General features: G+C 66.0%; 18 protein-coding genes and 1 tRNA gene. 9 read left to right on the forward strand and 10 right to left on the reverse strand.

Annotated elements, in window-relative coordinates; genetic code table 11:
* Window positions 1-14 precede the first annotated feature (14 nt).
* Complete coding sequence (locus DM992_RS08190) at window positions 15-629, reverse strand: TetR/AcrR family transcriptional regulator (protein WP_072440861.1); 615 nt, start codon at window positions 627-629, stop codon at window positions 15-17.
* Window positions 630-744: 115 nt separating this feature from the next.
* On the opposite strand from DM992_RS08190, the gene DM992_RS08195 reads away from it, so the two are divergent.
* Window positions 745-1,485, forward strand: a complete 741-nt coding sequence (locus DM992_RS08195) for an SDR family NAD(P)-dependent oxidoreductase (RefSeq protein WP_111016376.1) — start codon at window positions 745-747, stop codon at window positions 1,483-1,485.
* A 43-nt stretch (window positions 1,486-1,528) separates the two neighbouring features.
* Here the strand turns inward: DM992_RS08195 and DM992_RS08200 are convergent, their stop codons facing one another.
* The gene (locus DM992_RS08200) at window positions 1,529-1,900 is read right to left on the reverse strand and encodes a hypothetical protein (protein ID WP_239511319.1); all 372 of its coding nucleotides are present in this window, start codon (window positions 1,898-1,900) and stop codon (window positions 1,529-1,531) included.
* 213 nt (window positions 1,901-2,113) lie between these two features.
* Between DM992_RS08200 and DM992_RS08205 the strand changes: the two genes are divergently transcribed.
* Entirely contained in the window at window positions 2,114-3,493 is a 1,380-nt protein-coding gene (locus DM992_RS08205; protein WP_239511320.1) for a right-handed parallel beta-helix repeat-containing protein, read from the forward strand.
* Between the two features lie 340 nt (window positions 3,494-3,833).
* A complete protein-coding gene (locus DM992_RS08210; RefSeq protein ID WP_162631613.1) occupies window positions 3,834-4,667 on the forward strand; it encodes a tetratricopeptide repeat protein in 834 nt (277 codons plus the stop codon).
* Between the two features lie 167 nt (window positions 4,668-4,834).
* Here the strand turns inward: DM992_RS08210 and DM992_RS08215 are convergent, their stop codons facing one another.
* From DM992_RS08215 to DM992_RS08225, 3 genes are all read right to left on the reverse strand, one after another.
* Window positions 4,835-6,049 carry an integrase arm-type DNA-binding domain-containing protein gene (locus tag DM992_RS08215; RefSeq protein ID WP_111016378.1) on the reverse strand — a complete coding sequence of 405 codons (1,215 nt, stop codon included), beginning with the start codon at window positions 6,047-6,049 and terminating at the stop codon, window positions 4,835-4,837.
* 163 nt (window positions 6,050-6,212) lie between these two features.
* Window positions 6,213-6,287, reverse strand: a tRNA-Arg gene (locus DM992_RS08220).
* Between the two features lie 133 nt (window positions 6,288-6,420).
* The gene (locus DM992_RS08225) at window positions 6,421-6,603 is read right to left on the reverse strand and encodes a rubredoxin (RefSeq protein WP_006398668.1); all 183 of its coding nucleotides are present in this window, start codon (window positions 6,601-6,603) and stop codon (window positions 6,421-6,423) included.
* A 198-nt stretch (window positions 6,604-6,801) separates the two neighbouring features.
* On the opposite strand from DM992_RS08225, the gene DM992_RS08230 reads away from it, so the two are divergent.
* The 5 genes from DM992_RS08230 (at window position 6,802) to DM992_RS08255 (ending at window position 14,771) form a co-directional block, all read left to right on the forward strand.
* Window positions 6,802-7,206 (forward strand): DUF4399 domain-containing protein, encoded by a 405-nt coding sequence (locus DM992_RS08230; RefSeq protein ID WP_111016379.1) that lies wholly within the window; start codon window positions 6,802-6,804, stop codon window positions 7,204-7,206.
* Between the two features lie 287 nt (window positions 7,207-7,493).
* The gene (locus DM992_RS08240) at window positions 7,494-9,443 is read left to right on the forward strand and encodes an ATP-binding cassette domain-containing protein (protein WP_111016380.1); all 1,950 of its coding nucleotides are present in this window, start codon (window positions 7,494-7,496) and stop codon (window positions 9,441-9,443) included.
* Window positions 9,444-9,684: 241 nt separating this feature from the next.
* On the forward strand, window positions 9,685-11,667 hold the full coding sequence (gene parE / locus DM992_RS08245; protein WP_034184787.1) for a DNA topoisomerase IV subunit B: 1,983 nt from the start codon (window positions 9,685-9,687) through the stop codon (window positions 11,665-11,667).
* A gap of 67 nt (window positions 11,668-11,734) precedes the next feature.
* Window positions 11,735-14,056: a DNA topoisomerase IV subunit A gene (parC, locus tag DM992_RS08250; protein ID WP_111016381.1), complete on the forward strand. Its 2,322-nt coding sequence runs from the start codon at window positions 11,735-11,737 to the stop codon at window positions 14,054-14,056.
* Window positions 14,057-14,312: 256 nt separating this feature from the next.
* The gene (locus DM992_RS08255) at window positions 14,313-14,771 is read left to right on the forward strand and encodes a CopD family protein (protein ID WP_047898700.1); all 459 of its coding nucleotides are present in this window, start codon (window positions 14,313-14,315) and stop codon (window positions 14,769-14,771) included.
* A 48-nt stretch (window positions 14,772-14,819) separates the two neighbouring features.
* Here the strand turns inward: DM992_RS08255 and DM992_RS08260 are convergent, their stop codons facing one another.
* Window positions 14,820-15,704, reverse strand: a complete 885-nt coding sequence (locus tag DM992_RS08260; protein WP_111016382.1) for a LysR family transcriptional regulator — start codon at window positions 15,702-15,704, stop codon at window positions 14,820-14,822.
* Between the two features lie 111 nt (window positions 15,705-15,815).
* Here DM992_RS08260 and DM992_RS08265 point away from each other — a divergent pair, with 111 nt between their 5' ends.
* Window positions 15,816-16,262, forward strand: a complete 447-nt coding sequence (locus DM992_RS08265; RefSeq protein WP_111016383.1) for a multidrug/biocide efflux PACE transporter — start codon at window positions 15,816-15,818, stop codon at window positions 16,260-16,262.
* A 67-nt stretch (window positions 16,263-16,329) separates the two neighbouring features.
* Here the strand turns inward: DM992_RS08265 and DM992_RS08270 are convergent, their stop codons facing one another.
* From DM992_RS08270 to DM992_RS08285, 4 genes are all read right to left on the reverse strand, one after another.
* Window positions 16,330-17,535, reverse strand: a complete 1,206-nt coding sequence (locus tag DM992_RS08270) for a chromate transporter (protein WP_111016384.1) — start codon at window positions 17,533-17,535, stop codon at window positions 16,330-16,332.
* Between the two features lie 202 nt (window positions 17,536-17,737).
* Window positions 17,738-20,077, reverse strand: coding sequence for an EAL domain-containing protein (locus DM992_RS08275; protein ID WP_111016385.1), 2,340 nt, complete (start codon window positions 20,075-20,077; stop codon window positions 17,738-17,740).
* 217 nt (window positions 20,078-20,294) lie between these two features.
* Complete coding sequence (locus tag DM992_RS08280) at window positions 20,295-21,176, reverse strand: PhzF family phenazine biosynthesis protein (RefSeq protein ID WP_111016386.1); 882 nt, start codon at window positions 21,174-21,176, stop codon at window positions 20,295-20,297.
* A gap of 13 nt (window positions 21,177-21,189) precedes the next feature.
* On the reverse strand, window positions 21,190-21,648 hold the full coding sequence (locus DM992_RS08285) for a RidA family protein (protein ID WP_006478174.1): 459 nt from the start codon (window positions 21,646-21,648) through the stop codon (window positions 21,190-21,192).
* Window positions 21,649-21,657: the final 9 nt, after the last annotated feature.

A 21,657-nucleotide genomic window follows, 5' to 3' on the forward strand; every position in this document is an offset into this window, starting at 1 on the left:
TCGGCGTCCTGCGGCTAGACGCCGCTCGCACCGACAAGCGCCGGCCATGCAGCCAGCGCGGCCTGCGCGATCGCCTCCAGATCGCGACGGCTCGCGCCGTCGCGCGCCTGGATCGACATCCCCTGTTGAACCGTCACGTAGTACCGAGCGATTGCGTCGAGGTTCGCGTGCGCCGCGATCTCGCCGGTCGCGACACCTTGCCTGAGGCGCTCGCGCAACGCTTCGACCGTGCTTTCGCGCATCGCGATCAGCGTTTGCCGGACGGTGTCGGAACGCTCGGCCGGATGCAGCGCCGACAGCACGATCAGGCAGCCGGCCGGCTTCGACCGCCGCGTGAACACGCGCGCGGTATCCATCAGGTAGTTCCGCATGGCATCGTGCGCGCTTCCGGCCTGTTCGACGCCGTCCCAGATTTCCCGTCCCTCCGTTGCGCGGTAGTGCTCGAGCGCCTGCCGGAACAACGCTTCCTTGCTGCCGAACGCCGCATACAGGCTCGGTGACGCAATGCCCATCGCGGCCGTCAGGTCCGCCATCGACGCTCCCTCGTAGCCGAGCCGCCAGAACACCTCCATTGCGCGATCCAGCGCCGCTTCCTTGTCGAAGCTTCTCGGTCGGCCCCGTTCAGCCATTGCATCCGTCCCTTCGTCGATATCTGTATCGATCGATAAAATAATTCAATTGACAGCGCCGCGCAACTTGCCACATTCTGTATCGACCGTTACATAAATAAGGAAAGGAACAAACATGAATCGACTCCAAGGCAAGCGTGCACTGATCACGGGCGGCAGCCGCGGCATTGGCGCGGCCATCGCGAAACGGCTGGCGGCCGATGGCGCGGACGTTGCGATCACTTACGAAAAATCGGCCGAGCGGGCGCAGGCCGTCGTCGCCGGCATCGAGGCGCTGGGCCGTCGCGCCGTCGCGATCCAGGCCGATAGTGGCGATCCGGTTGCCGTCCGTAGCGCGGTTGATCGTGCCGCGGAGGCGTTCGGCGGTCTCGACATCCTCGTGAACAACGCGGGGATCTTCCGCGCAGGCGCGCTGGACGACCTCACGCTCGACGATATCGACGCGACGCTGAACGTGAACGTGCGCGCGGTGATCATCGCGTCGCAGGCGGCGGCGCGGCATCTCGGGGAGGGTGGGCGCATCGTGTCGACCGGCAGTTGCCTCGCGGCGCGCGTGCCCGATGCGGGGATGAGCCTCTATGCGGCGAGCAAGGCCGCGCTGATCGGCTGGACGCAGGGGCTCGCGCGCGATCTCGGGCCGCGCGGCATCACGGTCAACATCGTGCATCCGGGGTCGACGGATACCGACATGAATCCGGCCGACGGCGAACATGCCGGTGCGCAGCGTTCGAGGATGGCGATTCCGCAGTACGGCAAGGCCGATGACGTGGCGGCACTCGTTGCGTTCGTCGTCGGGCCGGAAGGGCGGTCGATCAACGGGACCGGGTTGACGATCGATGGCGGCGCGAACGCGTAAATGCCGATGCCCGGCGTGATCTGGCCGGGCGACGTTGCGCTCGTTATCGGCAGCCGAGCCGTCGATGCTCGGTTTCCAGGTTGGCGCGCTTGTCGTAAGCCTGCAGTTCGTTGCGCGGCTTGCCGTCCGGGCCGATTCCGCGCACGACCTTTTGGCCGCGGTCGGGTGCATGCGTTACAGCATCGATGCCGGCGGCCAGTTCCCTGCAGCGTGCGTCGGAGGACGCATTTTCCGGGCGCGGTGCTGCCGCGCCTGTGATGTTGGCGATGCCCGGGCTGACGTAGTGCCGTTTCGCGTGCGCCGTGCCGGATGCGGTGCCGGTATCGGTGGCGTTCGCGGTGCCGGTCAGGGTCGAAAGCGCGGCCAGTGCCGCGATCGTTCGAATCATGGTCGGGTCCTTGGGTCCGTTGTTCATGCAAAGGTTCGGGATTCTACGCAATGCCCGGTGCGTGTCCGTGGCGATCGGGCAACGTGCGATCGCATGTCGCATGTCATGGAGATGAATCGAAGAGGACCGCCAACAGCATGCACGTGAGGCGCATCGCGCGGCCGGTCGGGAGAAGGAGTTCATTTACAAAAATGCCGGGCGTACTTACGATGAGGCCACCTCGGGCTCGCAAGAAATCGTATGCGTACAGTCGATCGAGTGATGGTTGCCGCGCTTTGCCTTGGCGTCACCGCGTGCGGCGGCGGCGACAACAATGCCGCGCCGGCAACGCAGACGGTTGCGAGCACACCTGCATCCGCCGCAGAGCCTGCCAGCGCGGCATCCGGCACGACGCCCTCGTCGACGAATCCCGACAGCCCGGCGCCGGCGGCCAGTCCGGCCGGTGCGACGCCCGGCGCCGCGCTGCCGTCCACCCAGGGGGCAAATGCCGTTCTCGTCGCTGACGTGACGGTTTTTCCGGCCGCCGACGGCAGCGATCAGGCCGGCATGCTGCAGAAGGCATTCGACAGCCTGAAGGCCGGCCAGCGCCTGGTCATCGCGCCGGGCCGCTACGTCGTCGGGCACTCGCTCGCGGTGACCGTGCCCCAAGTGGTGATCTCCGGATACGGCGCGACGCTGGTGGCCACGAATCCGGCCGACCAGACCATCGTGATGAGCGGCACCGGTTCGACGCTCGTGGGCGTGACGCTGGCCGGCACCGGCACGACGCGGCTCACGACGCCGGCGTCGACCAAGGTCGAGGTGACGGGGGCGGGCGTCCAGGTGCTTCGCGTGACGATCGACGGCGGCGCCGGTGGCGGGATCTTCGTGTTCGGCGGCAGCGGCGTTGCGATCGTCGGCAATACGGTTCGTGCGACGCTTGCCGACGGCATCCACACGACCTACGGTTCGACCAACGTGCTCGTGCAGAACAATACGGTGACGGGCACCGGCGACGATCTGATCGCAGTCGTCAGCTATGTCGGCGACGGCCACGTCAACAGCAATGTGCTGATCGACCATAACGCGGTGTCCGGCAACGCGTGGGGGCGTGGCATTTCGGTGGTAGGCGGCCAGGCAGTGACGATCTCGAACAATACGGTCGACGGCGTGCAGAAGGCGGCAGGCATCCTCGTTGCACAGGAGGACAGCTGGAAGACCTACGGCGTGTCGAACGTCGCGATCACCGGCAATGTCGTGACCAACATCCAGAATTCGAATGTGAACAACGGGTTGCTGCCGACGCAGCAGGCGGCGATCGAGCTCGACACGTGGACGGGAACGGTCACGGACGTCGCGGTGACCGGCAACCGCGTGTCCGGCTCCGGTTATGCGGGTTTCCGGGCGTATGGAAACGTGTGCTCGTTCAGCGTGACGGGCAATACGTTCTCGTCGATCGCAGGCTCGCCGATGTCGCTGCTGTCGAGCGGTTGCGCAGCGAGCCAGATCGTCGTCGATGCGAACCGGTTGGGCGACGGCAGCGTGCTGGCACGGCCGTCAGGGACGTCGGCGACGGGGACGTTTACCGTGACGGGGGCGGATGCGAGTCTTATGCCGCAGGTGCGGACGGGGGTGATGTGAGGAGCGGGGGACGGGGGGGCGCGATGCGCCCCGATCGGGCATTGTTGCGCCGGCCGCAAGTGTCAGGGCGACCGGAAAGCGGGGGACCCTGCGTCTAGGGCAAAGACGCGGGGGCTCACACCCGCGTGTTTTCTCTACTGACGGCGGGCATAGGGGGGGCACATAATAATAAGGGGGCAAATCACTCGGTCGTCCTATGGATAGGCTGTTGCCGTTTTACTGGTGGGAGACGCCCGGAAGGGGGGGCATAACCATGCCGTTCGACAGTGCCTTCGGAATCGCCGACAATCGATCGCTGCCTTCCTTCTCCATTGTCAGTTTCCGACACGTCGGAGTAGCCATGACGTATCCCACCTCGCGGTACCTTGACGGTTTTAGAGTGAGCGCGCGTGTAATTGGATTGGTCGTATTGATTTTGGGCATAGCCAACACGGCCGCCGCAGATCAGCTGGGCGACGCAGCAACAGCGTTTCAGACCATGGACTACGCAACCGCCGTCGCGTTCTGGCGCCCGCTTGCTGAGCGAGGAAACTCAAAAGCGGAAATCGGTCTGGGTAAGCTCTATGACTCGGGTTTCGGGGTTCCCAAAGATCCCGCACAAGCTACCGTTTGGTTTCTGAAAGCCGCGAATCAAGGTGACGCCGAAGGCGAATGCATCGTCGGAGAAAGATACGTGCAGGGAGCTGGCGGCTTGTTTCGCGACATTTCGCAGGGGTTGGCGCTAATGCGGAACGCTGTCGGTCATGGAAGTGCGTATTGCGCAGGACAGATCGGAGAGCTTTATCGAAATGGCCTATTTGGCGTCCACAAAGATCCTGTCGAAGCAGCCGCATGGCATCGGAGAGGGGCGGAGATGGGGGACACGCTCACTCAAGGTCGACTCGGCGCTGACTACGAGTTCGGCATCGGAGTGCTTGAGGATTCCGAGCAAGCTGCATACTGGTATCGAAAAGCTGTAGAGCAACTGCGCAAAGAGGCAGAGCAAGGCAACGTCGCCTCGCAGTTAAACCTAGGCCAGACGTACGAGTGGGGATCATGGGGCTTGGGCAGAGACAAGGCTGCGGCCTTGTACTGGTGCAAGAGGGCAGCCCAACAGAAGAGTCGCGTGGAAGATTTCGCTAAGCAATGCGTCTCACGGGTTGAGCAGGAATCCCTTGCTACCGAGTCAAAGTGACGACTTTTGTCTCGGCCGAATGGCTAATTTCGCACTTCACTTGCGGGTGATGCGAGGTCCGTAAGCCACCAATGCTTCCGGTGATTCGCGAGCGCCTACAAAAATACCTGCTCCTGTTGTTGGGCACCGAGAGGAGCAGGCGGCGTTGGGTTGTCGACGTCCATCCCCTAGCGGGCGGATGCAATGCGGATGATCGAGGCCCCTGCCTTGAGTTGGTCCAGATGATCGCCCCATGCCTTCATCATGCGCCTGCGCTCCGGCAGATATTCGGCGTGGACGTAGGCGGCTGTCACCTGATTGCGTTCGGCGTGTGCCATCTGGCGCTCTACAACGTCCCGCCCGAAGCCAAGTTCACGCAGAGCTGTCGCGGCCAGCCCGCGAAACCCGTGCCCCGTCATTCGCGACTTGTAGCCCATGCGATAGAGCGCATAGAGCATGGTGTTGTTCGAAATGTGGCTGCGGCCCTGCACGCTGTAGAACACGAAGCGATGCTGGCCGTTGAGTGCGCGGAGCTGGGCGAGCACGTCGAGCGCCTGTCGCGATAGCGGCACGATGTGCGGGTCGCGCATCTTCATGCGCTCTGGCGGCACACGCCATTCTGCGGCGGCTTCGTCAAACTCGGACCATTCCGCACGGATCATTTCCGTTGTTCGCACGAAGGTCAACGCCATCAGGCGCAGCGCGAGACGGGTGACTAGGTCGCCTTGGTAGGCGTCAATGTCGCGCATGAGCTGCGGGATCTCCGTCGCCTTGACGCGGGCCATGTGCTGTACGCCCGGACCTTTCTTCAACACCGTCTGCGCGTCGATGTCGGCAGCCGGATTCCTGGAGCATCGCCCGGTCATGATCCCGTACTGGAAGACCGCGCGAGAGCGCTGGAGAATCCGCTTCGCTGTCTCGCGCACCCCGCGCACTTCAACCTCGCGAACGATGCTCAGCATCTGCGGCGAGTCGATCTCCGCGATCGGGCGAGGGCCGATCTTCGGGAACACGTCGACCTCAAGCGAATTCAGCACCTTCTCCGCGTAGCCGTCGCTCCAGCCCGGACGCTGAGAGTCGAACCACTCGCGGGCTACCGCTTCGAACGAGTTGGCCGCTGCGATCTCTGCGGCCCGTCTGGCTTCCTTCTTCGCCTCGCCCGGATCGATGCCGGCCGCGATCTGCTCGCGTGCCTCGTCGCGCTTCTTCCGTGCCGTCGCGAGCGTGACGGCCGGATCGACGCCGAGGGCGAGCGTCTTCTGCTTGCCAAGGAAGCGGTAGGACAAGCGCCAGTACTTCGCGCCGTTCGGTTGGACGAGCAAGAACATTCCGTTGCCGTCCGTGAGTTTGTACGGGGCCGCGCTGGCCTTCGCGTTCCGTACCTGCACGTCAGTGAGAGGCATTGTTGGTATCTGTGTTGTTGGTATCGGCTGATACCAACAAAAATACCAACACTTTCTCCGGCTGTCACTGAGCAACGTTGGGTAACGATGGGCGCGAGAAGGCCGCCAGACGGGCTTGAGCGGGGAGTTTCTTGTGAATCTTGGGGGAGGTTTGGGGCTTGGCTGGTCCCCCCGACAGGAATCGAACCTGTATCTAGCGCTTAGGAGGCGCTTGTTCTATCCATTGAACTACGGGGAGAGCCATGTCCGGGCGATCGCGCGAAAAAACGCGAACCGGACGGCGATGTGGACAGCGCGCAGAGTATAGCAAACGCGCGGCGCATCGGCGGGCGGATTGCACGCCGACGCGCGTATCGTGCGGTCAGCCGCGATCAGAAATCGACGACGACGAAATCTTCCTTGCCCACGTCGCACAGCGGGCACCGCCAGTCGGCGGGAATGTCGGCAAAACGGGTGCCGGGCGCGATGCCCTCGTCAGGCAGCCCTTCCGCTTCGTTGTAGACCCACCCGCAAATCAGGCAGACCCAGCTCTGGTATTCGGTTACTTCGCTCATGTAGCGCTCGTGATAATGAAAACTCGGTAATGCCGTCCGCAGCCTCGCCCGCGGACGAAAGGCGCAATGTTACCGGAATTTCGCCGAACGCCTGCGCAACGTCGTTTTAAACGTACGCATCGCGAACAATGGGTGCCATCGCGTGCGGCGGGCTTGCAGTGTATGCTTCGTGGGCCTGTCAATCTGAAGGAGGAAACGATGCTCAACAGAAAGTGGATCGCGGGTGCGGTTTGTGTCGCGGCGCTGGCCGTGTCGACGCTCGCGCGCGCCGAAGCGCGCGTGTTCTTTGTCGAGCCGCAGGACGGCGCGACGGTGTCCAGTCCCGTGCACGTGAAGTTCGGTCTCGAAGGCTTGGAGCTCAAGCCGGCCGGCGACATGACGCCGAATACGGGCCATCATCACCTGCTGATCGACGGCAAGCCGGTGCCGAAGGGCGACGTGATCCCGGCGTCCGACCATTCGCTGCATTTCGGCAAGGGCCAGACCGAAACCGATGTGAAGCTGCCGCCCGGCCCGCACACGCTGACGCTGCAGCTCGGCGACGGTGCACACCGTTCGTACGGTCCCGAAATGAGTTCGACGATCACGGTCAACGTGAAGTAACCGCAGCATCCCGCGCCGGCGCCCGATGCGCCAGGCGTGGGACGGCAGATCGACCGGCCGCGCGCATCCGGCCGGCATTCGCCTGCACCCGGTCGCGCGCAACTCGCAGCCGGCGGCCGGTATCCAGCACCGGAAACCGGCCGCAAGCCGTACATGTCACCGCTCCATCGCACCGCGTCGACGCGGTTCGAGCGTCGCTCGCAGGGCTAGTCCGTCCGGCCATACCGGTGGCGGCGTCCGCGACCGGTACAATGGGCGCTTCCGATTCCTCTCTCCGCCGTCTCCCCATGTCGCTCTATTCCATTACCGGCGCGCAGCTCGCGTTCGGTCACGTCGCGTTGCTCGATCACGCGGATTTCTCGCTGGAAGCCGGCGAGCGCGTCGGCCTGATCGGTCGCAACGGCGCGGGCAAGTCGTCGCTGCTGAAGATCGTCGCCGGCCTCGCGAAGCCCGACGACGGGCTGGTCACGCGCCAGCAGGAACTGGTGACCGTCTACGTGCCGCAGGAGCCCGAATTCGAGCCGGGCGCGACGGTGTTCGACGCGGTCGCGTCGGGGCTCACGCACACGCGCGAACTGCTCGAAGAATACGATTCGATCGCACACCGCCTCGCGGATATACCGGAAGGCGCCGAGCACGATGCGCTGCTCGCGCGGATGAACGCGCTGCAGTCGTCGCTCGACGCGCACGACGCATGGAGCTGGCGCACGCGCGTGTCGATGACGCTCGCGCAGATCGGCCTGCCGGACGGCGACGCGAGCGTCGACGCGCTGTCGGGCGGGATGCAGAAGCGCGTCGCGCTGGCGCGCGCGCTGGTGCTGCAGCCCGACGTGCTGCTGCTCGACGAACCGACCAACCACCTCGACTTCGACGGCATCCGCTGGCTGGAAGAACTGCTCGTCGCGCAGCGCGCGGGCCTGCTGTTCATCACGCACGATCGCGCGTTCCTCGACCGCGTCGCGACGCGCATCGTCGAGCTCGACCGCGGCCGGCTGCTGTCGTACCCGGGCAATTTCTCCGCGTACCAGACCCGCAAGGCGCAGCAGCTCGAAGTCGAGCGCGTGGAAAACGAGAAGTTCGACAAGCTGCTCGCGCAGGAAGAAGTGTGGATCCGCAAGGGCGTCGAGGCGCGCCGCACGCGCAGCGTCGGCCGCATCGCGCGGCTCGAGCAGATGCGTCACGAGCGCGCGGAGCGCCGCAATTCGCAGGGCAACGTAAGGCTCGACGTCGCGCAGGGCGAGAAGTCGGGCAAGATCGTCGCGGAGCTGACCGACGTGACGAAGCGCTACGGCGGCCGTACGGTCGTCGACCGCTTCTCGACGACGGTCATGCGCGGCGACAAGATCGGCTTCGTCGGCCCGAACGGCGCGGGCAAGACCACGCTGCTCAAGCTGATCCTCGGCGAGCTGAAGCCCGACGAAGGCACGGTGCGCACCGGCACGAACCTGCAGGTCGCGTATTTCGACCAGATGCGCGCGCAGCTCGACCAGGAGAAGAGCCTCGCGGATACCATCAGCCCCGGTAGCGAATGGGTCGAGATCGGCGGCGTGCGCAAGCACGTGATGAGCTATCTCGGCGACTTCCTGTTCGCGCCGGAGCGCGCGCGTTCGCCCGTGAAGTCGCTGTCGGGCGGCGAGCGCAACCGGCTGCTGCTCGCGCGCCTGTTCGCGCGTCCGGCCAACGTGCTGGTGCTTGACGAGCCGACCAACGACCTCGACATCCCGACGCTCGAACTGCTCGAAGAGTTGCTGGCCGACTACGACGGCACGGTGCTGCTCGTCAGCCACGATCGTGCGTTCCTCGACAACGTCGTGACGTCGGTGATCGCGGCCGAAGGCGACGGCAAGTGGCGCGAATACGTCGGCGGCTTCACCGACTGGCAGATCCAGAGCGAGCGCTCGGAGCAGCTCGCGCAGCAGGAAGCCGCGAAGCGCGCGGTCAAGGAAGCGGCGCCCGTCAAGGAAGAGCCGGCGAAGAGCGCCGCGGGCCGCAATGCGCAGCGCACGGTGAAGCTGTCGTTCAACGAGCAGCGCGAACTCGATTCGCTGCCGGAGAAGATCGCCGCGCTCGAAGAGGAGCAGAAGTCGATCAATGCGCAGCTCGAGGACGGCTCGATTTTCGCGAAGGATCCGCAGGAAGGCACGCGCCTGACCGAGCGGTTCGCGGCGATCGACGACGAATTGCTCGCCGCGCTCGAGCGGTGGGAAACGCTCGAGGCGAAGCGCAAGCCGGCATAACGCGCGTCGCGCGCCGCGCGGCCGGCGATGGCCGCGCGATGATCTCGCGATTGGCGTACCACGCGGAACCAGTAAAATACCGCGCGTCCCGGGTAGCGCAGCACGCCGCGCGCCCGCTTTCGGAGCAGTCCAAGCACACCGTTGTTTCGATTCGCTTTTTTACGGAACTCAACGTTTTGTCCACGATGTTATCCACACGAGGTGTGGACAACGTCCCGATGAATGACGAAATTCAGCGCCTATGTCAACGAAGAAACCCAGCGCGGCCTATAGCGAAGCATCGATCAAGGTGCTCAAGGGTCTCGAGCCGGTCAAGCAGCGGCCCGGCATGTATACCCGTACCGAGAATCCGCTGCACATCATCCAGGAAGTCATCGACAACGCGTCCGACGAGGCACTCGGCGGCTACGGCAAGCAGATCACGGTCACGCTGCACACCGACCAGTCGGTATCGGTCGAGGACGACGGCCGCGGCATCCCGTTCGGCATGCACCCCGAAGAAGGCGTGCCGGTCGTCGAGATCGTGTTCACGCGCCTGCATGCGGGCGGCAAGTTCGACAAGGCCGCGGGCGGCGCGTATACGTTCTCGGGCGGCCTGCACGGCGTCGGCGTGTCGGTGACGAACGCGCTCGCGACGCGCCTCGACGTGACGGTCTGGCGCGACGGCAAGATTGCCGAGCTCGGCTTCGCCGACGGCGACGTCGTGAAGCCGCTGGCGACGCAGGGCGCGGGCCGTGGCGAGAAGAAATCCGGCACGCGCGTGCAGGTGTGGCCGAACCCGAAATACTTCGATTCGCCGAACCTGCCGCTCGGCGAACTGCAGCGCCTGCTGCGCTCGAAGGCCGTGCTGCTGCCGGGTGTCGAGGTCGTGCTCGTCAACGAGAAGACCGGCGAGCGCCAGACGTGGAAATACGAGGACGGCCTGCGCGGCTACCTGCTCGACGAAATGAACGGCAGCGAACTGCTGATCCCGCTGTTCGAAGGCGAGCGTTTCGCCGATTCGCGTTCGGGCGACGATACGTTCGCCGAGGGCGAGGGCGCATCGTGGGTCGTCGCCTGGAGCGAGGAAGGCTCGCTCGTGCGCGAGTCGTACGTGAACCTGATCCCGACGCCGGCAGGCGGCACCCACGAATCGGGGCTGCGCGACGGTCTCTATCAGGCGGTGAAAAGCTTCGTCGAACTGCACAATCTGCAGCCGAAGGGCGTGAAGCTGCTCGCCGAAGACGTGTTCGCGCGCGTGTCGTTCGTGCTGTCCGCGAAGGTGCTCGATCCGCAGTTCCAGGGGCAGATCAAGGAACGCCTGAACAGCCGCGACGCGGTGAAGCTCGTGTCGTCGTTCTCGCGTCCCGCGCTCGAACTGTGGCTGAACCAGCACGTCGAGCACGGCAAGAAGCTTGCCGAACTCGTGATCAAGCAGGCGCAGGCGCGCACGCGCGCGGGCCAGAAGGTCGAGAAGCGCAAGAGTTCGGGCGTCGCGGTGCTGCCCGGCAAGCTGACCGACTGCGAGACCGAGGATATCGAGCGCAACGAGCTGTTCCTCGTCGAGGGCGATTCTGCGGGCGGCTCCGCGAAGATGGGCCGCGACAAGGAGTACCAGGCGATCCTGCCGCTGCGCGGCAAGGTGCTGAATACCTGGGAAACCGAGCGTGACCGCCTGTTCGCGAACAACGAAGTGCACGACATCTCGGTTGCGATCGGCGTCGATCCGCACAGCCCGGACGACACCATCGACCTGTCGAACCTGCGCTACGGCAAGATCTGCATCCTGTCGGACGCGGACGTCGACGGCTCGCACATCCAGGTGCTGCTGCTCACGCTGTTCTTCAAGCATTTCCCGCAACTGATCGAGCGCGGCCACGTGTATGTCGCACGGCCGCCGCTGTTCCGCGTCGACGCGCCCGCGCGCGGCAAGAAGCCCGCGCAGAAGCTCTATGCGCTCGACGACGGCGAGCTGGAAGCGATTCTCGACAAGCTGCGCAAGGACGGCGCGCGCGAGACGCAGTGGAGCATCAGCCGCTTCAAGGGTCTCGGTGAAATGAGCGCCGAGCAGCTTTGGGACACGACGATGAACCCCGACACGCGCCGCCTGATGCCGATCAAGCTCGGCGAGCTCGACTTCGACGCGACCGTCGCGCGGATGACGATGCTGATGGGCAAGGGCGAGGCAGCCGCGCGGCGCGGCTGGCTCGAGGAAAAGGGCAACGACGTCGAAGCGGACATCTAAGTCCCCTGCGCGCGGCCGGGCATGACGCCCGGCCCGGCCTCACGCCACTTACGAATACGGAATTCAGATGGACGACAACACTTCCGATCTCTTTGCCAGCCCGGACGCGCCCGAGAGCGACGCGCTGACGCTCGGCAACTACGCGGAGCAGGCGTATCTCAGCTACGCGGTCAGCGTCGTGAAGAGCCGCGCGCTGCCCGACGTGTGCGACGGCCAGAAGCCGGTGCAGCGCCGGATTCTGTTCGCGATGAACGAAATGGGCCTCGGCCCGGACGCGAAGCCGGTGAAGTCGGCGCGCGTGGTCGGCGACGTGCTCGGTAAATACCACCCGCACGGCGACCAGTCGGCATACGACGCGCTCGTGCGTCTCGCGCAGGATTTCTCGCTGCGCTACCCGCTGATCGACGGGCAGGGCAACTTCGGCTCGCGCGACGGCGACGGCGCGGCGGCGATGCGTTACACGGAAGCGCGGCTCACGCCGATCGCGAAGCTGCTGCTCGACGAGATCGACCAGGGCACGGTCGACTTCATGCCGAACTACGATGGCTCGTTCGACGAACCGAAGACGCTGCCGAGCCGCATGCCGTTCGTGCTGCTGAACGGCGCGTCGGGCATCGCGGTCGGCCTCGCGACGGAAATCCCGTCGCACAACCTGCGCGAAGTCGCGGCCGCGGCGGTTGCACTGATCCGCAATCCGAAGCTTTCGCACGCGGAGTTGATGAACCTGATCCCCGGCCCGGATTTCCCGGGCGGCGGCCAGATCATCTCGAGCGACACGGAAATCGCGGCGGCCTACGAAACGGGCCGCGGCAGCCTGAAGGTGCGCGCGCGCTGGAAGATCGAGGATCTCGCGCGCGGCCAGTGGCAACTCGTCGTCACCGAGCTGCCGCCGAGCACGTCGGGCCAGAAGGTGCTCGAGGAAATCGAGGAACTGACCAACCCGAAGCTCAAGCTCGGCAAGAAGACGCTGACGCCCGAACAGCTCAACACGAAGAAGGCGATGCTCGACCTGCTCGACGCGGTGCGCGACGAGTCGGGCAAGGAAGCGGCGGTGCGGCTCGTGTTCGAGCCGAAGTCGCGCACGATCGACCAGACGGAATTCGTGAACACGCTGCTCGCGTACACGAGCCTCGAATCGAACGCGACGCTGAACCTCGTGATGATCGGCGCCGACGGCCGGCCGGGCCAGAAGGGCCTGCTGACGATCCTCGACGAATGGGTGAAGTTCCGTCAGCTGACGATGACGCGCCGTTGCCGCCATCGTCTCGCGAAGGTCGACGACCGCATCCATATCCTCGAAGGGCGGATGATCGTCTTCCTGAACATCGACGAGGTGATCCGCATCATCCGCGAGTCGGACGAGCCGAAGGCCGCGCTGATGAGCGCGTTCGGCCTCTCCGAGCGGCAGGCCGAGGACATTCTCGAAATCCGCCTGCGCCAGCTCGCGCGGCTCGAGAAGATCAAGATCGAGAAGGAACTCGAAGCGCTGCGCGACGAGAAGGCGAAACTCGAGGAACTGCTCGCGAACGAAAGCGCGATGAAGCGGTTGATGATCAAGGAGATCGAGGCCGACGCGAAGCAGTACGGCGACGAGCGCCGCACGCTGATCCAGCAGGAAAAGCGCGCGACGTTCGAGGCGAAGGTGGTCGACGAGCCCGTGACGGTCGTCGTGTCGCAGAAGGGCTGGGTGCGTGCGCTGAAGGGCCACGGGCTCGACCCGGCCGGCTTCACGTTCAAGGCCGGCGACCATCTGTACGCGGCGTTCCAGTGCCGTACGCCCGATCGCCTGATCGCATGGGGCAGCAGCGGCCGCGTGTATTCGGTCGACGTGTCGGTGCTGCCGGGCGGGCGCGGTGACGGCGTGCCGGTCACGTCGCTGATCGAACTCGAATCGGGCTCGCATCTGATGCACTACTACGCGGCGCCGGCGGATCAGCAACTGCTGCTCGCATCGAGCAACGGCTTCGGTTTCCTCGCGAAGGTCGGCGACATGGTGAGCCGCGTGAAGGCCGGCAAGTCGTTCATGACGATCGATGCCGGTGCGGTGCCGCTCGCGCCGATGCCCGTGCTGCCGAACGCGACGCAGGTCGCATGCCTGTCGAGCGGCGGCCGCCTGCTCGTGTTCGGGATGGACGAGATGAAGGCGCTGTCCGGCGGCGGCCGCGGCGTGATCCTGATGGCGCTCGACGACAAGGAAACGCTCGTGCAGGCGCTCGCGATCGATCCGGCGGGCGTCGTGCTGATCGGCACCGGCCGCGGCGGCAAGGCGCAGGACGACACGCTGTCGTATGCGGGGCTCGCGCCGCATATCGGCAAGCGCGCACGCAAGGGCCGCGCGCCGGACACGAAGCTCAAGGTCGTCAACGAGCTGCGTCCGCTGCTCGGCTGACACCGCGCACGATCGTCCGGTTTGGCCGCGATCGAAGGCCGCACCTCCGCTTCGGCGGGCGTGCGGCCTTTTCTTTTTGGACCGCGGATTCGGGTGATTCGGGTAAGCAAGCGTGGCGCTGTCACGCGGAACTTGCAAAATATTGTGAAATCGCGCCTGGGGCCTGAACCGCGCGGCGACAGGCCGGTCGAACGACGTTCGATGCCGCGTGCGACGCGGCCGTTCGCAGCACCCACCCCATCACAGGATTGCCGCCATGTCCCACGCTGTTGCCGTCGCGCTGTTTCTTCATCTGCTGGCCGTTGCCGTGTGGGTGGGCGGGATGGTCTTCGCGAACTTCTGCCTGCGTCCGGCATTGTCCGACCTGTCGCCGCAGCTCCGGTTGCCGCTGATCGAGGGCGTGTTCGGCCGCTTCTTCAACTGGGTGGCGGGTTCCGTGATCGTGATCCTGCTGTCCGGCGGTTTCCTGCTCGTGGAATTCGGCGGCGCACACGCGACGTGGTCGCTGCACGCGATGGCCGGGCTCGGCGTCGTGATGATGCTGATCTTCGGGCACATCCGCTTCGCGCTGTTTCCGCGCATCCGCCGCGCGGTGCAGGCGCAGAACTGGCCGGACGGCGCGCGCGCGGTGAACGCGGTGCGCCTGCTCGTCGTCGTGAACCTCGTGCTCGGTGTCGTCACGGTCGGCGCGGCCGTGCTGTCGCGCGGCTTCTGATCGTCCGGCGCCGGTCGGCGCCAACCGCAGGCACGCCGGCATGCGCCGCTACGCGGCCAGCATCGCGTCGAGCAGCCATGAGCCGGCCGGGCCGAGCGGCCGGTTGCGCGACCATACCGCATCCACCCGCACACGGCGCGGCCAGCCGCGCGCACGGAGTTCGCACAGGCGGTCGCGCGCGAAATGGTCGACCATCCAGCGCGGCAGCTCGGCCCAGCCGAACCCCAGCACGGCCATCTCCAGCAGCATCAGGTAGCTCGGCGCCAGCCAGTGCTGCGTGCCGACGACGATCCGGTCGTCGGCGCTGCGGCCTTCCGTTTTCACATAGGTGTTGAGGCGCAGTTCGCGCACGTCGCGCAGCGCCGCGTGCGGCACTTCCGTATCGCCGTATTCCGCAAGCGCATGCGTGCGCCCGACGAACAGCCCGATCTCCGATTCCTCCGCCACCGTCGCCGCGCCGATATCGGCCGGGTAGGCCGCGCGCGCGGCCATCAGCCCGAGTTGCGCGCGGCCCTGCTGAATCAGGTCGAGCACGTCCTCGTGCTCGGCGATCTGGCATTCGAGCTCGAGCGCCGGAAAGCGCCGTTCGAGCGTCATCAACGTTTCCTCGTAGCGCTTCGACTGGTACGTATCGGACACGACGAGCGTCAGCCGTGCTTCCTCGCCGCGAGCGAGCCGCGCGGCCGTGCGGTCGATCGCCGCGCCGGCCTCGAGCGTGCGCTGCACCTGCGGCAGCAGCGCGCGCCCGGCGTCGGTCAGCGTCGGTGCGCGCGTCGAGCGGTCGAACAACTGCACGCCGAGATCGATCTCGAGGTTCGCGATCGCCTCCGACACGGTCGACTGGCGCTTGCCGAGCTTGCGCGCGGCGGCCGTGAACGAGCCGAGCAGCGCGGCTTCGGCGAATGCGAGCAGGGTTTCGGGGGCGTGGCGCATGTGCGCTCCAGACTTTGTTATATCGGTAAAACCGATGATATCAAACTGGATTCATACGGTTGTGCCGATCAAAATAACCGACATGAATGAAGTGGCGAATCGGAGGGAACCATGAAACAGACCAACAAAACAGTGACGGAACGGCTGCTGCATGCGCTGACGTTCGAGCTGGTCGCGATCGCGCTGTGTGCGCCGCTCGGCGCGTGGCTGCTCGACATGCCGGTATCGCACGTCGGCGTGCTGACGGTGATGGTGTCGCTGATCGCGATGGCGTGGAACATGACCTTCAACACGCTGTTCGACCGCTTCGAACGGCGCGCGGGGCTGTCGCGCACGCTCGGCATGCGGATCGCGCACGCGGTCGTCTTCGAGCTCGGCCTCGTCGCGATGGTGGTGCCGGTTGCCGCGTGGTGGCTGAACGTGAGCCTCGTCGAGGCGCTGCTGCTCGACCTCGGCATCGTGCTGTTCTTCCTGCCGTACACGTTCTGCTTCAACCTCGCGTACGACGCGCTGCGCGCCCGCTGGATTGCACGCCGGGTCGCGGTGCAGGCGGGTTGAAGCCGTCCGGTGCCGATGAGTGCCGGCAGAGTCCGGCAGAGTCCGGCAGAGTGGCGGCCGCCGCCTGTCAGCGCGCGGCCCACAGCCACACGCCGCAGACAACCGCGACCGCGCCGTAGACGGCATAAACGGGCACCCTGAGGCGCGTGAAGCATAGCGTCGCGAACGCGCCCGTCAGCCAGTAAATCGGGTCGGCCGGCTCGCGATGCAGGATCTTCACGACGGCGACGACGAGAAAGCCCGTCGTCGCCGCGCGCAGCAGGCGCATCCCGTGCTCGAAGCGCGAATGGCGCTTGAGCCGGGACAGGTGGTTCTGAGCAAACACGACGAGACAACCCGACGGAATGAATAGCGCGGCCGTGGCGAGCAGCGCGCCGACCCAGCCGTCGGTCAGGTAGCCGAGAAACGGCACGACGTTCAGCAGCGGCCCCGGCGCCACGGGCGACAGCGCGAACGCCAGCGTGAAGTCGTGATCGGAGATGCCCGTGGCCGGCGAGACGAACAGCGTCTTGAGCACCGGCAGTGCGGAAAAGCCGCCGCCGAACAGCGTCATGCCGGCGCCTGCGAGGCGCGGCCACAGCAGTTGCTCCTGGTAATCGCCTGGCAGCGGCACCGCGAACAACGCGACCAGCACGCCGAGCAGCACGAGCAGGTTGCGGTCGCGTCTCGACAGCGTGAAATCGACCGCGTCGCGTTGCGTCGGCCCGGTCAGCCAGCCCGCTGCAAACGCAGCGAAAAGAATCCCGACGAAAGCGGCCGGACTATGCGCGAAAGCGAGCAGAATCGTCGACAGCGCGGCGATCGCCTGTTCGAGCCGCGTGCGCGCGAGCATGCGCAACTGCTTGACCCACGTGACGCCGATCAGCGCGGCGAGCACCATCCCGAAGTGATTGATCAGCATCGGCGCGGCAAGCGAGCGTACGAGCGGCGTGCGATAGAAGATCGCGAACAGCGTCATCAATATGGAGAACGGCAGCACGCTCGCGAGGCCGGCGACCCATGCGCCGGCGCGGCCATGCAGCGTCTGGCCGACCTGCACCGCAACATTGCAGCCGACGGGGCCCGGCACGAGCCACGCGAGCGCGACGAGATCGCCGAATACGTGCGGTTCGATGCGCTGCAGCCGTTCCACGTAGTGGCGTTCGAGTTGCGCCATCATCGAAAGCCCGCCCCACGAGATCGCTGAAATGCCGGCGACGACCTTGAACAAGGTCCATAGGGATGCCTGTGCATCTTCGACACGAGCGGTCGCTTCGACTTCGACGGTTGTCATGATTGTGGTGTTGGCGCAGGGCCGGATCTCGCGCGTGTGGACATGCCGGCGGCCCGCCGACACGTTGGCCCTCCCAATTGTCCGCCGCGCATCGTGACACCGCCATGCGCGAAAACGCTAGTTAATTAACTAAACGATCGGATTGGAACACGAAACAATTGCGGCAGTGCGCAACGCGCGCCGCGGCCGGGCCGCGGTGCGCTCAGGCGCCCGTGCTGCCGGTCGCGCGATGTGCGATGACGTTCGGATGGTCGCCGCGCACGCCGAAGCGTGCGATCAGCGCGGGAATCGCGTCGGCCGGCACCGGGCGAGAGAACAGGAAGCCTTGCGCCTCGATCTCGCCGAGCGCGGACAGCCACGTGATCTGCTCCTCGGTTTCCGTGCCTTCGACGACGACGGTCAGGCCGAGCGAGCGCGCGAGATGCACGATCGACGACACCATCACGCACACGCTGCGATCGTTCGGGATCGCCTGCACGAACGAGCGGTCGACCTTCAGCGTGTCGACGGAGAAGCGGTGCAGGTAGGACAGCGACGAATAGCCGGTGCCGAAATCGTCGAGTGCGATCCGGATGCCGAGCTTCTTCAGCGCGACGATCTTCTCGGACACGAGTTCCGGATATTCCATCATCGCGGTTTCGGTGATCTCGAGTTCGAGCCGGTTGGCGTCGATGCCGGTTTCCTGCAGCGTGCTCGAGATCGTCTCGATCAGGTCGCCGCGCCAGAACTGCACGGGCGAGATGTTGATCGCGAGCGTCAGCGTGTCGTGGCCCTCGTCGCGCCAGCGCGCGATCTGTTCGCATGCGGTGCGGATCACGAAGTCGCCGATCGGCACGATCAGGCCCGTCGATTCGGCGATCGAAATGAATTCGTTCGCGGAAATGATCCCGTGTTCGGGGTGGTCCCAGCGCGCGAGTGCCTCGAAGCCGGTGATGTAGCGGTGCGTGAGGTCGATCTTCGGCTGGTATGCGAGGAACAGCTGCCCCTCGGCGAGCGCGACGCGCAATTGCTGTTCCCAGCGCATCAGGTGGTCGGCACGGTGCGACAGGTGCGGCGCATAGAACTGGTAGCAGTTCTTGCCGGCGTCCTTCGCGCTGTACATCGCGAGGTCGGCCTTCTTCAGCAGGTCGATCTCGCTTTCGTTCGCGACGGAGTGCAGCGCGATGCCGATGCTCGCATGCAGCACGAACGAACTGCCGCGCACGTCGAACGGTTCGCCGAACATCCGGATGATCGCTTCCGCGAGCCGCACCGCGCGCCGCTCGACGTCGTCGCCCTTCATCACGACGACGAACTCGTCGCCGCCGATGCGCGCGAGCGAGCCTTCGTCGCCGACCGCATCGGACAGGCGCGATGCGGTCATCTGCAGCACGATGTCGCCGGCGTTGTGGCCGAGCGTGTCGTTGACGGTCTTGAAGTTGTCGAGATCGATGAACAGCAGGCCGAGCCGCGACAGGCTCGTCGGCATCGACACATCGTTGCGCAGCCCGCGCAGCGTCGCATAGCGGTTCGCGAGGCCGGTGAGCAGGTCGAATTCCGCGAGCTGCGTCATCTCGCGCTCGCGGCCGAGCAGCTTGCCGATCAGGCCCGTCGCGACGCCGAAGAACGCGAGCATCGCGAGCGTGATGAAGCTCGTCATCAGCAGGTAGACGTTGCGCGTGTGGTAGTAATCCGCGAATTCCTCGGTCTGCGACAGCCCGACCATCACCGCGAGCGGGTAGCCGTCGAGGTGGCGGTACGACACGATGCGCGTCACGCCGTCGATCGGGTCGATGATCGTGCCCGTCACGCGCTCGGCGATCGGGTAGACGCCCGATGCCGAAAACGCGCCCGGCGCGTTGCTGAGCGAGCCCGTGCGCCGCGCGAGCACGGCGCCCGTGTCGGACACGACCGCGATCACGCCTTCCTTGCCGATCGCCGCGTTGTTGTAGAAGTCGTTCGTGAAATAGCTCGGGTCTTCCGACACGACGACGATGCCCGCGAAGCTGCCGTCCGGGTTGTTCAGGCGCCGCGTCATCTGCAGCGTCCAGTGGCTCGACACGCGGCCGAACACGGGCTTGCTGATATAGAGGCGGTCGTCGTTGTGCGCGAGGTGGACCTTGAAGTGCTCGCGATCGGACAGGTTGATCGGCTGCGGATGGATTTCGGCGGTGTTCGCGAACAGGATGCCCTTCGCGTTGACGAGCGACACCTGGATCAGCGTGTCGCTCGGCACGACGCCTTTCTCGACGGTGCTCGCGAGATTGAAGCGCGCGGGCGACTTCTCGAACTCGAACTTGACGAAGCGGGTGATCTGGTCGACCTGGTGAATCGCCTTGACCGTATGCTGCTCGAGCGCGGAGGACAGGATCGCCGCGGACGCCGCCGCTTCCTTGTACGCGCTGTCCTTCTCGACCGATAGACGCGCGATGATTACGGCCCACAGCAGCGCAAGCGCCAGCATCCCGAGCAGCGGGATCGCGAATAGCGCACGCCGGCGCGATTTGCGCGGCGCGCGCAGCGGCCGGGTAGGCGGCGTAGGGTTGGACCGGGCGGAGCTCATCGAAGAGGGTGGCGTCCTGCTCGCGTGCGCCATCCGTCGGGATGGCGGGCTATGGTTGGGGTCGCTCCGGCGTCTGTTCGTTCGCGGGATGCGCAACCATGGACAGACCTCCGAAACAACGGATTAGGCCCGATATTACTGGCTGGAGGGTTTTTGCGATAGTTGGGCGAATCGGAGGGGCGCCGGACGGGCCGGCGCCATCGCACATCGCGAAATGTCAGTCAGGTGACCGGAACGTGCCGTCGACGACCGTGACGGCGCGGCCGCCGATCCACGTCGTGCCGTCCTCGTCGTAGCTGACGAAGATGCGGCCGTCGCGGCCGATCGCCGTGCCCTGGCGGGCCGTATACGACCTGCCGGGGCGGCGTTCCTGCCGCGTCAGCAGCCCGGCCAGCGCGGCGTTGGCGCTGCCCGTGACGGGGTCCTCGCCGACGCCGAAGCTGCCGCCCGTCATCAGGCAGCGGATTTCGAACGTCGCGGGGCCGCCTTCGGCGTGCGGCGCATAGACCGCGAGGCCGTGCGTGCCGTAGCGGTGCGTGATCGCCTCCAGCGCGGCCGGATCGGGCGACAGGCCGACGCATGCATCGGCCGACGTCAGCCGCACGACGAGCCAGGGCGCGCCGTTGTCGACCGCGCACGGTTCGGCATCCGGATCGATCGCATCGCTGCGCAACGCGGCCGCCAGCGCCGCGTAGTCCGCACGGTCGAGCGGCGTGACGCGTGCCGGCGGCGCGGCGAACGCCCAGCCGTCGGCCTGCTCGCGCAGCGCGACCCGGCCGACCCCGCACTGCTGGATCAGCCGGCCCGGCGTGCGCGGCCGCGCGCCGCTTTCGAGGAACGCGTGCGCGGTGCCGAGCGTCGGGTGGCCGGCGAACGGCAGTTCGCCGGCCGGCGTGAAGATCCGTACGCGGTAGTCGGCTTCCGGATCGGTCGGCGTGCAGACGAACGTCGTCTCCGACAGGTTGGTCCAGCGGGCGATCGCGAGCATGTCGTCGTCGCCGAGCGAATCGGCGTCGAACACCACGGCGAGCGGGTTGCCCTTGAACGGCACCGACGTGAAGACATCGACCTGCTTGAAGCGGACGAGGCGGCCGGGCATCGCGATGCGCCTGTTACGCGACTTCGGCGATCAGCTCGATCTCGACGCACGCGCCGAGCGGGATCTGCGCGACGCCGAAGGCCGAGCGCGCGTGCTTGCCCGCATCGCCGAACACTTCCGCGATCAGTTCCGACGCGCCGTTCGTCACGACGTGCTGTTCGGTGAAGTCGAGCGTCGAGTTGACGAGGCTCATCAGCTTGACGATGCGCGTGACCTTGTTCAGGTCGCCGGTGTGCGCGTGCAGCGTGGCGAGCAGGTCGATCGCGATCGAGCGTGCGGCCGCCTTGCCGTCTTCCGTCTGCAGATCCGCGCCGAGCTTGCCGGCCCAGACCTTGCCGTCCTTCTTCGCGATGTGGCCCGACAGGTAGACCGTGTTGCCGCTTTGCGCGCTCATCACGTAGGCGGCGGCCGGTGCGCCGGCGGTCGGGAGCTCGATGCCGAGCGACTTCAGTTTGTCGTAGACGTTAGCCATGCGTTCGAT

Origin of the sequence: Burkholderia sp. JP2-270 (genome assembly GCF_003233675.1) — a bacterium.
GTDB classification, from domain to species: Bacteria; Pseudomonadota; Gammaproteobacteria; order Burkholderiales; family Burkholderiaceae; genus Burkholderia; species Burkholderia pyrrocinia_C.

Excerpts from the sequence above, each read along its gene's own strand:
- DM992_RS08190 (WP_072440861.1), bottom strand. The coding sequence starts at position 629 with ATGGCTGAACGGGGCCGACCGAGAAGCTTCGACAAGGAAGCGGCGCTG.
- DM992_RS08195 (WP_111016376.1), top strand. The coding sequence starts at position 745 with ATGAATCGACTCCAAGGCAAGCGTGCACTGATCACGGGCGGCAGCCGC.
- DM992_RS08200 (WP_239511319.1), bottom strand. The coding sequence starts at position 1,900 with ATGAACAACGGACCCAAGGACCCGACCATGATTCGAACGATCGCGGCA.
- DM992_RS08205 (WP_239511320.1), top strand. The coding sequence starts at position 2,114 with ATGCGTACAGTCGATCGAGTGATGGTTGCCGCGCTTTGCCTTGGCGTC.
- DM992_RS08210 (WP_162631613.1), top strand. The coding sequence starts at position 3,834 with ATGACGTATCCCACCTCGCGGTACCTTGACGGTTTTAGAGTGAGCGCG.
- DM992_RS08215 (WP_111016378.1), bottom strand. The coding sequence starts at position 6,049 with ATGCCTCTCACTGACGTGCAGGTACGGAACGCGAAGGCCAGCGCGGCC.
- DM992_RS08225 (WP_006398668.1), bottom strand. The coding sequence starts at position 6,603 with ATGAGCGAAGTAACCGAATACCAGAGCTGGGTCTGCCTGATTTGCGGG.
- DM992_RS08230 (WP_111016379.1), top strand. The coding sequence starts at position 6,802 with ATGCTCAACAGAAAGTGGATCGCGGGTGCGGTTTGTGTCGCGGCGCTG.
- DM992_RS08240 (WP_111016380.1), top strand. The coding sequence starts at position 7,494 with ATGTCGCTCTATTCCATTACCGGCGCGCAGCTCGCGTTCGGTCACGTC.
- parE (WP_034184787.1), top strand. The coding sequence starts at position 9,685 with ATGTCAACGAAGAAACCCAGCGCGGCCTATAGCGAAGCATCGATCAAG.
- parC (WP_111016381.1), top strand. The coding sequence starts at position 11,735 with ATGGACGACAACACTTCCGATCTCTTTGCCAGCCCGGACGCGCCCGAG.
- DM992_RS08255 (WP_047898700.1), top strand. The coding sequence starts at position 14,313 with ATGTCCCACGCTGTTGCCGTCGCGCTGTTTCTTCATCTGCTGGCCGTT.
- DM992_RS08260 (WP_111016382.1), bottom strand. The coding sequence starts at position 15,704 with ATGCGCCACGCCCCCGAAACCCTGCTCGCATTCGCCGAAGCCGCGCTG.
- DM992_RS08265 (WP_111016383.1), top strand. The coding sequence starts at position 15,816 with ATGAAACAGACCAACAAAACAGTGACGGAACGGCTGCTGCATGCGCTG.
- DM992_RS08270 (WP_111016384.1), bottom strand. The coding sequence starts at position 17,535 with ATGACAACCGTCGAAGTCGAAGCGACCGCTCGTGTCGAAGATGCACAG.
- DM992_RS08275 (WP_111016385.1), bottom strand. The coding sequence starts at position 20,077 with ATGAGCTCCGCCCGGTCCAACCCTACGCCGCCTACCCGGCCGCTGCGC.
- DM992_RS08280 (WP_111016386.1), bottom strand. The coding sequence starts at position 21,176 with ATGCCCGGCCGCCTCGTCCGCTTCAAGCAGGTCGATGTCTTCACGTCG.
- DM992_RS08285 (WP_006478174.1), bottom strand. The coding sequence starts at position 21,648 with ATGGCTAACGTCTACGACAAACTGAAGTCGCTCGGCATCGAGCTCCCG.